Origin of the sequence: Streptomyces sp. NPDC048171 (assembly GCF_043202655.1) — a bacterium.
Lineage (GTDB): Bacteria > Actinomycetota > Actinomycetes > Streptomycetales > Streptomycetaceae > Streptomyces.
Map to the genome: position 1 here is coordinate 351,858 of NZ_JBIDAU010000010.1, position 12,941 is coordinate 364,798.

12 protein-coding genes and 1 riboswitch are annotated in these 12,941 nt (G+C 74.2%); of the genes, 6 read left to right on the forward strand and 6 right to left on the reverse strand.

The features are described 5' to 3' along the window. Positions 1 to 44: 44 nt before the first annotated feature. The 4 genes from ACGF3J_RS28700 to ACGF3J_RS28715 form a co-directional block, all read right to left on the reverse strand. Positions 45 to 1,553 (reverse strand): cobyric acid synthase, encoded by a 1,509-nt coding sequence (locus ACGF3J_RS28700; RefSeq protein WP_161329709.1) that lies wholly within the window; start codon positions 1,551 to 1,553, stop codon positions 45 to 47. Beyond that, the gene (locus ACGF3J_RS28705) at positions 1,550 to 2,515 is read right to left on the reverse strand and encodes a cobalamin biosynthesis protein (protein ID WP_393855051.1); all 966 of its coding nucleotides are present in this window, start codon (positions 2,513 to 2,515) and stop codon (positions 1,550 to 1,552) included. Before ACGF3J_RS28705 ends, ACGF3J_RS28700 begins: the two co-directional genes overlap by 4 nt. Before the next feature lie 99 nt (positions 2,516 to 2,614). Beyond that, a riboswitch (cobalamin riboswitch) is annotated at positions 2,615 to 2,756 on the reverse strand. 135 nt (positions 2,757 to 2,891) lie between these two features. Beyond that, entirely contained in the window at positions 2,892 to 3,113 is a 222-nt protein-coding gene (locus ACGF3J_RS28710; protein WP_161331464.1) for a hypothetical protein, read from the reverse strand. A gap of 34 nt (positions 3,114 to 3,147) precedes the next feature. Beyond that, on the reverse strand, positions 3,148 to 4,377 hold the full coding sequence (locus ACGF3J_RS28715) for an inorganic phosphate transporter (protein ID WP_161331463.1): 1,230 nt from the start codon (positions 4,375 to 4,377) through the stop codon (positions 3,148 to 3,150). 224 nt (positions 4,378 to 4,601) lie between these two features. Here ACGF3J_RS28715 and ACGF3J_RS28720 point away from each other — a divergent pair, with 224 nt between their 5' ends. From ACGF3J_RS28720 to ACGF3J_RS28730, 3 genes are all read left to right on the forward strand, one after another. Next, positions 4,602 to 5,279 carry a class II aldolase/adducin family protein gene (locus tag ACGF3J_RS28720; RefSeq protein WP_161331462.1) on the forward strand — a complete coding sequence of 226 codons (678 nt, stop codon included), beginning with the start codon at positions 4,602 to 4,604 and terminating at the stop codon, positions 5,277 to 5,279. A gap of 361 nt (positions 5,280 to 5,640) precedes the next feature. After that, a complete protein-coding gene (locus tag ACGF3J_RS28725) occupies positions 5,641 to 6,768 on the forward strand; it encodes an alpha/beta hydrolase (RefSeq protein ID WP_161331461.1) in 1,128 nt (375 codons plus the stop codon). Between the two features lie 168 nt (positions 6,769 to 6,936). After that, positions 6,937 to 8,346: a hypothetical protein gene (locus tag ACGF3J_RS28730; protein WP_393855052.1), complete on the forward strand. Its 1,410-nt coding sequence runs from the start codon at positions 6,937 to 6,939 to the stop codon at positions 8,344 to 8,346. Positions 8,347 to 8,373: 27 nt separating this feature from the next. On the opposite strand, the gene ACGF3J_RS28735 is transcribed toward ACGF3J_RS28730, so the two are convergent. After that, on the reverse strand, positions 8,374 to 8,787 hold the full coding sequence (locus tag ACGF3J_RS28735) for a VOC family protein (protein WP_237552525.1): 414 nt from the start codon (positions 8,785 to 8,787) through the stop codon (positions 8,374 to 8,376). Between the two features lie 200 nt (positions 8,788 to 8,987). Here ACGF3J_RS28735 and ACGF3J_RS28740 point away from each other — a divergent pair, with 200 nt between their 5' ends. From ACGF3J_RS28740 to ACGF3J_RS28750, 3 genes are all read left to right on the forward strand, one after another. After that, positions 8,988 to 10,586, forward strand: coding sequence for an ABC-F family ATP-binding cassette domain-containing protein (locus ACGF3J_RS28740; RefSeq protein ID WP_161328861.1), 1,599 nt, complete (start codon positions 8,988 to 8,990; stop codon positions 10,584 to 10,586). Between the two features lie 334 nt (positions 10,587 to 10,920). After that, the gene (locus ACGF3J_RS28745) at positions 10,921 to 11,142 is read left to right on the forward strand and encodes a helix-turn-helix domain-containing protein (RefSeq protein WP_003976983.1); all 222 of its coding nucleotides are present in this window, start codon (positions 10,921 to 10,923) and stop codon (positions 11,140 to 11,142) included. A gap of 157 nt (positions 11,143 to 11,299) precedes the next feature. Next, a complete protein-coding gene (locus ACGF3J_RS28750) occupies positions 11,300 to 12,103 on the forward strand; it encodes an enoyl-CoA hydratase/isomerase family protein (RefSeq protein ID WP_122614783.1) in 804 nt (267 codons plus the stop codon). Between the two features lie 35 nt (positions 12,104 to 12,138). Here ACGF3J_RS28750 and ACGF3J_RS28755 read toward each other — a convergent pair whose 3' ends face one another. Continuing rightward, the gene (locus ACGF3J_RS28755; protein ID WP_393855053.1) at positions 12,139 to 12,906 is read right to left on the reverse strand and encodes a nucleopolyhedrovirus P10 family protein; all 768 of its coding nucleotides are present in this window, start codon (positions 12,904 to 12,906) and stop codon (positions 12,139 to 12,141) included. Between the last annotated feature and the right edge of the window lie 35 nt (positions 12,907 to 12,941).

Below are 12,941 nucleotides of genomic sequence, written 5' to 3' on the forward strand. Positions count from 1 at the left end.
TGCGTCACGCTGGTCGGGTACGTCGCGTTCGGGTCGCTGCGGGCTCATGCGGGCGCCCCCGGTGGCACGAAGGGCAGCCCGGGCGGCGCGCCGGACTCGATGAGCCGCCACAGCGCGTCGGTGTCCGCGTGCTGTTCGATCAGGTCGCCGAGCCGGTCGAGCTGTTCCTCGCGCAGCGCGGCGAACGAGGTGTCGGGGGCCGGCACGAACCGGCGGCCCGCGGCGGCGGCCACCTCGCGCAGGAACGCCCTTCGGAAGCCGTCTGACTCGAGCGAGCCGTGCCAGTGCGTGCCCCAGGTCTGGCCGACCCGGCAGCCGTCCAGGAAGGGGGCACCGCCCAGGACCTCGGCGACGCCGTGGTGGATCTCGTACCCCTCGACGCGCTCGCCGAGGGCCTCGCCCACCGGGCGCGTCAGGGTCTTCTCGCGGGCGAACCGCACCCGCACGGGCAGCAGTCCGAGCCCGTCGACGTGTCCGGCGCGCGACTCGACGTCGTCCTCGATGTGCTCGCCGAGGAGCTGGAACCCGCCGCACACGCCGAGCACGGGCCGGCCCTCGGCCACCCGGCGCGCGAGGCCCTCCGCCAGCCCCCGCTCACGCAGCCACTCCAGCGCCCGGACCGTCCCGCGGGTCCCCGGCACGATCACCAGGTCGGCGTCGGCCAGTTCCTCGGGCCGGTCCACGAACCGCACCACCACGCCCGGTTCGGCGGCCAGCGCGTCCACGTCCGTGAAGTTGGACATCAGCGGGACCGCGCAGACGGCGACCCGGAGCACGTCCTCGCCGACCGGCGGCGCGACCACGGACTCGCGCACCGTGCCGCGCAGCGAGACCCGCAGCCCGTCCTCCTCGTCGATGCCGAGCCCGTGCCGGAAGGGCAGCACCCCGTACGTCCGCCGCCCGGTCAGCCCGTGCAGCATGTCGAGGCCGGGTTCGAGGAGCGACACGTCGCCGCGGAACTTGTTGACGAGGAACCCGGCGACCAGCGCCTGGTCCTCGGGCGAGAGCAGCGCCACCGTGCCGAAGAAGGAGGCGAACACGCCCCCGCGGTCGATGTCGCCGACGATCAGCACGGGCAGCCCGGCGCCCCGCGCGATCCCCATGTTCACGATGTCGGTGCGGCGCAGGTTGATCTCGGCCGGGCTGCCCGCGCCCTCGCAGATCACCGCGTCGTAGGCGCCGCGCAGTTCGGCCAGCGAGTCGAGCACCGTGCCGAGCAGCCGCTCCTGCCGCCCGCCGTGGTAGCCGCGGGCGCTCATCTCGCCGACGGGCCTGCCGAGCAGCACCACCTGGCTGCTGCGCTCACCGCCGGGCTTGAGCAGCACCGGGTTCATCAGCGCGGTCGGCTCCACCCGGCAGGCCTGGGCCTGCATGGCCTGCGCCCGCCCGATCTCCGCGCCCTCGCGCGTCACGAAGGAGTTGAGCGACATGTTCTGCGCCTTGAAGGGCGCCACCTTCACGCCCTGGCGCACCAGCCAGCGGCAGATCCCGGCCGTGACGACGCTCTTGCCGGCGTCGGAGGTGGTGCCGGCGACGAGGAGTCCACCGTTCATGACGTACGTCCCTTCCTGACGGCCCCGCGCACCAGCAGCCGCGCGCCCGCGCACACGACGAGCGCCAGCCGACCCACGCGCCGGGAGAGCCGTGCGGCCCGTTCGATGTCGCCGGAACCGGCCCGGACGTCGCGCCCCGCCGCCCCGTTGAGCACGGGCCGGTGCTCGACCCGCCCGCCGTAGGAGAGCGTCCCGCCGAGCCGCACCCCGAGGGCGCCCGCGAAAGACGCCTCCACGGGACCGGCGTTGGGGCTCGGGTGCCGTCCGGCGTCCGCGCGCCAGGCCCGTACGGCGCCCCGCGGATCGCCGCCGGCCACGGTGGTCAGCAGGGCGGTCAGCCGGGCGCCCGGCCAGCCCGCGAGGTCGTCGAGGCGGGCCGAGGCCCAGCCGTACCGCCGGTAGCGGGGCGACTTGTGGCCGACCATGGCGTCCAGGGTGTTCACCGCCCGGAAGCCGAGCAGTCCCGGCACTCCGCCGACGGCACCCCACACCAGGGCACCCACCACCGCGTCCGAGGTGTTCTCGGCGACCGACTCCACGACCGCCCGCGCGATCCCGTCGGCGTCCAGCGACTGCGGGTCCCGCCCGCACAGGTGCGGCAGCCGCGCCCGGGCCGCGTCGACGTCCCCGGCCTCCAGCGCCCGGCCGACGGCCAGGGCCTCGCGCGAGAGCGACGTACCGCCGACCACGGCCCAGGTGGCCGCGCCGGTCAGCGCGACCGAGGCGGCGGGGGAGCGGCGTACGGCGTGCGCGGCGGCCGCGCCGAGGGCGGTGGCGCCTCCGGCGCACACGAGGGTGTGCAGCGCGCCCCAGCCCCGGTGGTCACGCCACAGCACCCGTTCCACGGCACCGGCGGCGCGGCCGAACGCGGCGACCGGATGCCCGCGGCGGGGGTCGCCGAGGAGGAGGTCACCGAGCAGGCCGGCGGCGGCGCCGTACGCGAAGACGCGTCCGGCACGCACGGGTTCAGCCGGTCACACGGGCGGGGGAGCACCTGGTACTGAACGTCGATCGGCAGCCGGGCATCGCGTCGCGTCCTCACTCAGGGTGTCCACGCCCTGGTTCGAAGAGTCCGGCGGTGAGAGTTCCTGGCTACCGGGGTCTGCTCCCGGTCACAGTGGCGGGACCGCGCCGGAATCGCACCGGGCTTCCTCTCCTGCCGCCGTAGATGGCCCCGGAAGTCCACCACGGCGCGAGAACACCCGTCAACCTGGCGTTGACCTGCGGCGGGGGAGTGTGCGAAGCCCCACACACGGGTGGTGCGCGCCGGTACACGAAGGGCGGGGCGCGCGACGGTCCGAGTCCGTCCCGCGCCCCGCCCCGGGGGTGTGCGGCGGGTCAGGCGATGATCAGATAGATGCCGTACGCCACCGCCGCCGCGCAGGCCGCGAAGCACGCGTACGCGCCGGTGACCGCGAGGGCTGCGGAGCCGCCCTCGGCGGTGGCCCGCTCCTGGCGGGTGAGTCCGACGATGCCGAGGGTGAACAGGCCCACCAGGGCCACGGTGGCGACGAGGCTGACGCCGAAGACGGAGCCCAGTGCTGCCCAGTCGATGCTCATGGGGGTTCGCTTCCTTCGTACCCGGGACGCGGGCTCAGACGGTGGTGGCGGCCGACGGGGTCTTGGCCTCGGACGGGTCGGCCGGCAGCTCCTCGGTCAGGTGCGCCGGGGGCGGCGAGACGGCGGCCATCGCCGTGGTGACCACACCGGCCGACTCCGACTCGTGGGGGTCGACGACGTTGGTGTGGTCGACGACCTCGCGCCGGGAGATCTTCCAGATGGCGGCGCTGGAGGCGACCAGGAAGACCGCGACGCAGGCCGTGCCCCAGTCGCCCATGCGGCAGACCCACTCGGCGATCGCGGCGACCAGGGCCGCGGCCGGCAGCGTCAGACCCCAGGCGACGAACATCCGGGTGGCCGTGGACCAGCGCACCACGCCGCCCTTGCGGCCGAGACCGGCGCCCATCACCGCACCGGAGACCGAGTGCGTGGTGGAGAGGGAGAAGCCGAGGTGGGAGGAGGCCAGGATGACCGTCGCGGCGCTGGTCTGGGCGGCGAAGCCCTGCTGCGGCTGGAGGTCGGTCAGGCCCTTGCCCATGGTGCGGATGATGCGCCAGCCGCCGAGGTAGGTGCCGAGCGCGATGGCGATGCCCGCGGAGAGGATGACCCACAGGGGCGGGTCGGAGTCGGGGGCGAGCGCGCCGCCGGCGACCAGGGCGAGGGTGATGATGCCCATCGTCTTCTGGGCGTCGTTGGTGCCGTGGGCCAGCGAGACCAGCCCGGCGGAGGCGATCTGCCCGGCGCGGTAGCCCTTGGCGGCGGCCTTGCCGTCGGCCCGGCGGCCGAGCCGGTAGGTCAGCCGCGCGCCCAGCAGCGCCGCGACACCGGCGACGATCGGGGCGGCGATCGCGGGGATCAGCACCTTGGTGACGAGCGCGTCGCCGTTGACGGCGCCGACGCCGGCCGAGGCGACCGCGGCACCGATCAGACCGCCCATCAGGGCGTGCGAGGAACTGGACGGGAGGCCGACCAGCCAGGTCAGCAGGTTCCAGAGGATCGCGCCGACCAGGGCGGCGAAGATGACCTCGGGACGGATGCCGGTCTCGTCGACGAGACCCTTGGAGATCGTGTTGGCGACCTCCACCGAGAGGAAGGCGCCTACAAGGTTGAGGACGGCGGACATCGCCACCGCCACCTTGGGCTTGAGCGCACCGGTCGAAATGGTCGTTGCCATCGCGTTCGCGGTGTCGTGGAAACCGTTCGTGAAATCAAACGCGAGTGCGGTTACCACCACAATCGCGAGGATCAGCGAGAAGCTTTCCATTTACCCAGGCAATCGTTCGAGGTCATTGGCTGGACGAACGTAGGTAACCATGGTGAACGGAAGATGAACTGGGCAGGGCGTCGCGGTGACCGGAAGCGGCGTCGCCGCCTCCCTCTGCGTGGCCGTCCCGGTGCTCTCCGGAGACGCCCCTGGCAGGATCACCGCCAGACCGGCCGACGACGTGCCGGGAGAGGCGCGGGAGCGCTCGTGAGGAGACGGTGACTGTGACGTATTCGCGGGTCGGACGGGCTGCCGGCCCGGACGAGGAGCGGGCCTGGACGGACCTCGTCGCGGCGGCCCGGCGCACGGTCGCGGACGGGCTCGTGGTCGGTACCTCCGGCAATGTCTCGGTGCGCGTCGGCGACACGGTCCTCGTCACCCCATCGGGTGTGCCGTACGACCGTCTGGCGCCGGGTGACGTGACCGGCGTCGCCCTCGACGGACGACAGGTGCTCGGCACCCTCGTCCCCACCAGCGAACTGCCCCTGCACCTCGCCGTGTACCGCGCGGACGACGCCGCCCGGGCCGTCGTCCACACCCACGCCGTGCACGCGACCGCCGTCTCGCTGCTGGTGCCCGAACTGCCGCCGGTCCACTACATGACCGCCGCCCTCGGCGGCCCCGTCCGGGTCGCCCCGTACGCCGCCTACGGCACCGAGGAACTGGCCCGCGGCATGCTGGACGCCCTCGACGGCCGCACCGGCTGCCTGCTGCGCAACCACGGCACGCTCACCTACGGCACCTCCCTCGACCAGGCGTACGACCGCACGGCCCAGCTGGAGTGGATGTGCCGGCTCTGGCTGACCGCCTCCTCGGTCCCGGGCCACACCCCGTCGCTCCTGACACCGGGCCAGTTGGCGGAGGCGGCGGAGCGGCTCCAGGGGTACGGGCAGCGGGGCTGACGTGGCGCGTGTCCGGTCCGTTCCGGGGTGGTGGTGCCAGGGGGATCGCACCGTGTTCCCCGGCTACGGCGGTCGCGGGGGGCCGGGTGTCTCCGACGGGGCTCATCGGCTCCGGGGCGTCGTCCGCCGCTGCCGGAGGGCTCGGCAGGCCGGGTCGGCCGGCCGGGGCGGCAGCATGGCTCCGGGCACGGCAGGCCGGGCCGACGTGGCGCGTATCCGGACCGTTCCGGGGTACCGGCAGCGGGACCGCACCATGGCTCCCCGGCCCCGGCGGACAGGCGAAGGCGCCCCTGACGGAGCGTCGTCACCCCCCGTCCACAGCCCACTGGCCGCCCGAGGACTCCACCAGGAGACTGGCCCCATGCGCACTGTCACAGCAACGGCCGCCGCCCTCACCGCAGCCCTGGCGGCCGGCGCAGCGAGCGTCGCCGCCGGCCGGCTCGCCAGCGACGCCGCGCTCAAGGCGCCCCCCGGCCGGCCGCTGCCCACCGAACCCCGGCTCACCGTGCACGGCACCGCGGCCGGCCGGATCACCCTCACCCGGGACCTGGCCGCGCTGCGCCCCGGCCGCTACGGGCTGGCGGGCGACGGCTCCCACGCGGTCGTCGGACCCGTCCTGGGCAGCGCGGAGCACGGCGCCGACACCGTCGTACGCCGCCTCGAACGCGTCACGCACGGCACGCTGGAGGCCGGGGACCGCGCCTGGTTCACGCCGAACCTCTACGTCGGCAACCCGGGCAGCGCCCTCGACCTCGACCACGCCGACGTCCAGATCCCGGGCGAACTCGGCCCGCTCCCGGCCTGGTTCGTGCCCGGCGCCCGCCCGACCTGGATCATCGCCGTGCACGGCCTGGCCGCCACCCGCGAACACGTCCTGAACCTGCTGGCCCCCCTGCACGACCGCAGCGTTCCGGTGCTCGCCCTCGCCTACCGAGGCGACGTCGGCGCGCCGCCCTCGCCCGACGGGCTGCACCACTTCGGCGAGACCGAGTGGCGCGACCTGGACGCGGCCGTCCGCTACGCCCTCGACCACGGCGCCCGCCAGGTCGTCCTGCTCGGCTGGTCCACCGGCGCCACCATGGCCCTGCGCACGGCCGCCCTCTCCGGCGTGCGCGGGCGCATCGCGGGGCTCGTACTGGACTCCCCGGTCCTCAGCTGGGAGACCACCCTGCGCGCCCTCGCCGCCGCCCGCCGCACCCCCGGACCACTCCTGCCGCTCGCCGTCCGCGCCGCCCAGGGCCGCGCCGGACTGCACGCCGACCACGACACCGGCACGGCGGGCCTGCACCGCCCCGCCGTCCCCACGCTGATCTTCCACGGCCCCGGCGACGCGGTGGCCCCCTGGCGGCTCTCCCGGCGGCTGGCCGAAACCCACCCCCGACTGGTCGCCCTGCACACCGTCCGGGACGCCCCGCACGGTGCCATGTGGAACGCCGACCCCGACGACTACGAAGAGAAGCTCCGCCGCTTCATGACCCCCCTGGTGTGACCCGGCACGGCGCCGTCGCAGCGTGTGATCCTCCGGTTCCGTTTAGCGCCGTACCAGTGGCCTGATCCGGTGCCCGGGCTGCGCGCCCGACCCCCGACTCCGCCCTCCCCGGCGGCCGTCGGGGCATTCCGTTTGGGTTTTCGGACCGTCAACCGGAAGACTGCACCCGTGACGTCCCGTATCCCGCGCGACTCCAGGCTTCGACTCGTCCGCCCACGACCCCTGGCCGCCGCCCCCCAAGCGATCAACCAGCGGCGTCCGCGCCGCCCCGCACCGCGCCCCCCGGAGGGCACACCGGCCCGGTCGGAGCTGGCCCGCATGGCGCGTTCCGGTCTGGCCGGCGCGGCCCGCGTCGCCCGCTGGGCCGACTCCGCGCTCGGCCCCGGCCGCGGCAGCGCCACCGCCGACGGCAAGGCCACCCTCTCCGACGCCACCGCCGACCAGGCGGCTCGCGAACTGGGCCTGACCACCGCGCAGGTCCGCGCCGACTGGGACACCGCCCGCCTCGCCGGACTGGTCGAGGTGCACGGCGACAGCGCCCGCCCCGGCTGGCGGCTGCGCGCCTGGAACCGCGACGACAGCGCGGTGCTGCGCGGCTGGGTCGCGCTCTTCGACGCCTGGTCGCTCGCCCACCCCGAGCCCGCCGGCGAGGAGCCCGCCGCCGTCGCCGAGGTCGTCTCCGCGATGCCCCAGGTGCTCTCCTTCCTCCAGCTGTCCGCCGGGCCCGTCCCCGTGGACCAGCTGCTGGACCTGCTGGAGCAGCGCGTCACCGAGCTGCGCACCGAACGCTGCGAGGTGCCCTACGGCCCCCGCCTGGAGCCCGGCCCCCAGCCGGTCCCGGACGTCACCGCCGACACCCCGCTCGCCCCGCTCCTCGACTGGGCCCTGCACGCCCTCGCCTCCGTCGGCGCCCTCACCTGCGGCGACGGACAGGCCACGCTCACCCCGCTCGGCAACTGGGCGGTCTGGGTCAAGCTGGAGCAGATCTGCGTGGCCGCCCAGAGCCCCGCCGGGAACATCGAGCAGCCGGCCGAGGACATGCTCCGCGGCTGCGCCCAACTCCGGCCCAACGCCGCCCGCGCCGAGTACCGCGCCTGGCTCGCCGCCCGGCCCGTCGGCAGCGCCGTCGCCGAGCTGCTCGCCGCCGCGCGCGGTGAGGACGCCCTGCTGCGCGGCCTCGCCTTCGACGCGCTGCGGGTCGTCGGCGCCCCCGCCGAGCCCGATGTCCGCGGCGTGGCCGACGAGCCGACGCTGCGGCCGTACGCCCTGCTGTGGCTGGCCGAGCACGACGGCGCCGACCCGGAGGACGCCCACGAGGTCCTCACCCGCCGGGAGGCGACCTGGCTCTGGGTGGACACCGCGGCCGCCGTCGCCGACCACGGGGAGGCACCGCTGCTCGTCCGGCACCTGGAGGCGGCGGTCCAGTTCACCGTCCCGGCGCTGCTCGACGAGGTCCGCGCGGTCGGCCACCCCCGCACCGTGCAGGTCCTGGTGGCCCTCGCCGCCGCCCATCCCGACCCCGCCCTGGCCAAGGCCGTACGCCGGGCCGCCTTCCAGGTCCACACCGGCGGCAGCTGACCGACGGGGCGTGCGCGGCCTAGGGGGCTAGCCACCCACCTCCGGCGCGTACGTCCCGAAGCTCCAGACGTTGCCCTCCAGGTCACGGGCCATGTAGTCGCGCGAGCCGTAGTCCTGGTCCGTCGGGGGCATCAGGATCTCCGCGCCGTGCTCCACGGCCTGCCGGTGATGGGCGTCGACGTCCTCCACGACGACGTACACCCCCGCCGTGCCGGAGTTCTTCATCGCCTCGTCGAAGCGGCTGCCCGTGCCCTTGGAACCGAGCATGACCGCGCCGTTGCCCTGGGCCAGCTCGGCGTGGGCCACCGTGCCGTCCTCGCCCTCGTACACCGCGAGCTCCCTGAAGCCGAAGGCCTCGGTGAGCTGCCGGACCGCCGCCTTGGCGTCCGCGTACAGCAGCGTCGGGAAGATGCCCGGGCGCCCGCCGTCGATGCCTGCCATGCCGATCACTCCCTCGTGAGCCGGTGGACGGCGCCGGCCCGGTGTGTCCAGTCTGGCACCGCCCACTGACACCGGAACCGGGGAAAAGAGGTTGCACCGCCCCGTTAGACTGGCCCCCATGGCCATTCTCCTCGCGCATTAGACGGCGGGAAACGTCCTCAGCCGCCCATCCCGCCCCCACCCGCCCCAGGAGTCTGACCGTGATCTCCGCCTCCGGCATCGAGCTGCGCGCCGGTGCCCGCGTCCTCATCGAAAGCGCCACCTTCCGCATCGCCAAGGGCGACCGCATCGGCCTGGTCGGCCGCAACGGCGCCGGCAAGACCACCCTCACCAAGGTGCTCGCCGGCGAGGGCCAGCCCGCCGCCGGCGCCGTCACCCGCTCCGGCGAGGTCGGCTACCTCCCGCAGGACCCGCGCACCGGCGACCTCGACGTGCTCGCCCGCGACCGCGTCCTCTCCGCCCGCGGCCTGGACGTGCTGATCCGCAAGATGCGGGAGAACGAGCAGCGCATCGCCAACGGCCAGGGCGCCACCCGCGAAAAGGCGCTCAGGCAGTACGAGCGCCAGGAGACCGAGTTCCTCACCAAGGGCGGATACGCCGCCGAGGCCGAGGCGGCCACCATCGCCGCCGCGCTCAACCTGCCCGACCGGGTCCTCGGCCAGCCCCTGCACACCCTCTCCGGCGGTCAGCGCCGCCGGATCGAGCTGGCCCGGATCCTGTTCTCGGACGCCGACACCCTGCTGCTCGACGAGCCGACCAACCACCTCGACGCCGACTCGATCGTCTGGCTGCGCGACTACCTGAAGACCTACCGCGGCGGCTTCATCGTGATCTCCCACGACGTCGACCTGGTCGAGACGGTCGTCAACAAGGTGTTCTACCTGGACGCCAACCGCTCCCAGATCGACGTCTACAACATGGGCTGGAAGCTCTACCAGCAGCAGCGCGAGGCCGACGAGAAGCGCCGCAAGCGCGAGCGGCAGAACGCGGAGAAGAAGGCGTCCGCGCTGCATTCGCAGGCCGACAAGATGCGCGCCAAGGCCACCAAGACCGTCGCCGCGCAGAACATGGCCCGCCGGGCGGACAAGCTGCTGGCCGGGCTGGAGTCCGAGCGCAAGTCCGACAAGGTCGCCAAGCTCCGCTTCCCCGAGCCGGCGCCCTGCGGCAAGACCCCGCTCACCGCCGAGGGCCTCTCCAAGTCGTACGGCTCGCTGGAGATCTTCACCGACGTCGACCTGGCCATCGACAAGGGCTCCCGGGTCGTCATCCTCGGGCTCAACGGCGCCGGCAAGACCACGCTGCTCAGGCTCCTAGGCGGCGTCGAGAAGCCCGACACCGGCCAGGTCGTCGAGGGCCACGGCCTCAAGCTCGGCTACTACGCCCAGGAGCACGAGACCCTCGACCCCGAGCGCACCGTCCTGGAGAACATGCGCTCGGCCAACCCCGACCTCGACCTGGTCGAGGTCCGCAAGACGCTGGGTTCGTTCCTGTTCTCCGGCGACGACGTCGACAAGCCGGCCGGCGTCCTGTCCGGCGGCGAGAAGACCCGTCTCGCGCTGGCCACCCTCGTGGTGTCCTCGGCGAACGTGCTGCTCCTCGACGAGCCCACCAACAACCTCGACCCGGCCAGCCGCGAGGAGATCCTCGGCGCGCTGCGCACCTACAAGGGCGCGGTCGTCCTCGTCACCCACGACGAGGGCGCCGTCGACGCCCTCCAGCCGGAACGGATCATTCTGCTTCCGGACGGTGTCGAGGACCTGTGGGGCGCGGACTACGCGGATCTCGTCGCCCTGGCTTGATCGAAAGGATGATCCACTGAGTATGGATCATTCGGCCGAGCCGTGATCCACCATCTGTGTGAGATCTCCTCATCAAGAGGTGCGTCCTACATCCATTTCGCGGCCGGACCCCCCATTGCCGGGGGTCCGGCCGCGACGCCTTTCTGACCTGGAATTACGCGCGGAAACCCGTTCGGCGGTACGGGCGCGAATCTCTGGAATTCCGTGTTCCGTATGTGGGGACACGCTCCTGTCGTCACATCCTTGACTCATCGACCTTGCCGAATGGGTGGCCAGGAGGCGCGGAAGGGGTGATCATGAGGAGACCAGAGCGCACTTCCTTGAGGAGGCACGGGTGGCCGAGACTCTGAAGAAGGGCAGCCGGGTTACCGGCGCCGCGCGCGACAAGCTCGCGGCAGACCTGAAGAAGAAGTACGACGCCGGTGCGAGCATCCGGGCGTTGGCCGAGGAAACCGGCCGCTCGTATGGCTTTGTGCACCGCATGCTCAGCGAGTCGGGCGTCACGCTCCGAGGGCGTGGCGGGGCTACCCGGGGCAAAAAGGCCACATCGGCCTGACACCCCGGTGGCCCCTCGGCTCCGACAGTGAAGGTGGTCACCCGGTCGGTCGTCCGACCGTCCGGGTGGTTACTGTGCAGTCACTTAGCTCCGCCGTCACACGGCTTCCGGGCCGGCGTGCGGCGGGGACGACGACCGCACCTTTCGGAGGCGCCCCATGGCTTCGCCCGCCCACGACACCGGTCCCGCACTCGACCGGGACGGCGTGCGGCTCACCGTCGACGACGCGATCGCCACGGTGACGCTGACCAACCCCGCCAAGCGCAACGCGCAGAGCCCCGCTCTGTGGCGGGCGCTCGCCGAGGCCGGCCGGCTGCTGCCCGGTTCCGTCCGGGCCGTGGTGCTGCGGGCCGAGGGCAAGTCCTTCTCGGCCGGTCTCGACCGGCAGGCGTTCACGCCCGAGGGCTTCGACGGCGAACCGTCGTTCATCGACCTCGCGCGGGGCGGCGACGCCGAGCTGGACGACGCCATCGCCGAGTACCAGGAGGGATTCACCTGGTGGCGACGCGGCGACATCCTGTCCGTCGCGGCCGTACAGGGGCACGCCATCGGGGCGGGCTTCCAGCTGGCCCTCGCCTGTGACCTGCGGGTCGTCGCCGACGACGTGCAGTTCGCCATGCGCGAGACCAGCCTGGGCCTGGTGCCGGACCTGACCGGCACGCACCCCTTGGTGTCCCTCGTCGGCTACGCCCGCGCGCTGGAGATCTGCGCGACCGGGCGGTTCGTCATGGCCGAGGAGGCCGTGAACAGCGGCCTGGCCAACCTGGCCGTGCCCGCGGACCAGCTCGACGGCGCCGTGCACGACCTGGTGTCGGCTGTCCTCGCCGCGCCCCGCGACGCGGTCGTCGAGACCAAGGTCCTGCTCCAGGGCGCCCAGCACCGCGACTACGAGGCCCAGCGCACCGCGGAGCGAGCCGCCCAGGCACGCCGCCTGCGCGACCTGGCGGGCCTGGGGGAGTAGCCGGACGCGGCGCGGCGCGCGGTCGGCCCGGTGCCTCAGCCGACCGCCGTCACCACCACCGCCACCGACGGACGGTCCGGCAGCGCCTCGGACACCGCCGCACGGACCCGCCGGGCCACCTCCACGGCCCGGTGGTCCGCCGCCACCGCCAGCTCCAGCCGGACATGGCGGCGCGGCAGCGCGCCCTCCCTCGCCGGCGGCTCCGTCACATGGACCGGACGGCCCAGTACGCCGGTCAGCCGGACCACACCCGCTACCCCCAGCGCGGCCCCGGCGACGCGCCTTTCGTCCCCGTCGTCGTCCGAGGTGGCTTCGGCCGGTCCCGGCTCCGTTCCGTCGTCCGGCCGGGACCCGCGTGGCTCCCGCCCGGGAGCCGCGTCCGCGGGCGTGTCGAGCAGACCCGTCGCCCGCAGGTCCACGTCCGTCACCTCGAGGCCGAGCCCGTCGGCCGCCGCCTCCGCCAGCGCCGCCCGCAGCCGCGCGGCCGTCGCCGGCAGCGGCTCCGCGGTCGCCGCCGCGCCGCCCACCGCCGCCGTGAAGCCGGCCGTCACCCGCAGCGGACCGGGCGGCAGGGCGCCCAGCGGCGACGGTACGGCCGGCTCCCGGGTGTCCCGCGGGTCCGCGAGCCCGACGCGCAGAACGCCGAGTTGCACCCCGGTCACGTCCCGGGCCGCCGCCAGCAGCACGTCCCGGGCGGCACGCTCCGCGATCCACGCCCCGTCCCGGGGCCCGCCCAGCGGCAGCAGCCTGCCGAGCCCCAACCGCTCCCGCATCGTGCGCGTCCACCGGTCCGCCGTCGTCATTCCCCCACCCTGCCGCATCCGCGGCGCGCCGCGTG

What these genes read in the sequence shown, in the direction of transcription:
- ACGF3J_RS28750 (WP_122614783.1), top strand. Translation starts at nt 11,300, where the DNA reads ATGGCTTCGCCCGCCCACGACACCGGTCCCGCACTCGACCGGGACGGC.
- ACGF3J_RS28715 (WP_161331463.1), bottom strand. Translation starts at nt 4,377, where the DNA reads ATGGAAAGCTTCTCGCTGATCCTCGCGATTGTGGTGGTAACCGCACTC.
- ACGF3J_RS28700 (WP_161329709.1), bottom strand. Translation starts at nt 1,553, where the DNA reads ATGAACGGTGGACTCCTCGTCGCCGGCACCACCTCCGACGCCGGCAAG.
- ACGF3J_RS28725 (WP_161331461.1), top strand. Translation starts at nt 5,641, where the DNA reads ATGCGCACTGTCACAGCAACGGCCGCCGCCCTCACCGCAGCCCTGGCG.
- ACGF3J_RS28755 (WP_393855053.1), bottom strand. Translation starts at nt 12,906, where the DNA reads ATGACGACGGCGGACCGGTGGACGCGCACGATGCGGGAGCGGTTGGGG.
- ACGF3J_RS28710 (WP_161331464.1), bottom strand. Translation starts at nt 3,113, where the DNA reads ATGAGCATCGACTGGGCAGCACTGGGCTCCGTCTTCGGCGTCAGCCTC.
- ACGF3J_RS28735 (WP_237552525.1), bottom strand. Translation starts at nt 8,787, where the DNA reads ATGGCAGGCATCGACGGCGGGCGCCCGGGCATCTTCCCGACGCTGCTG.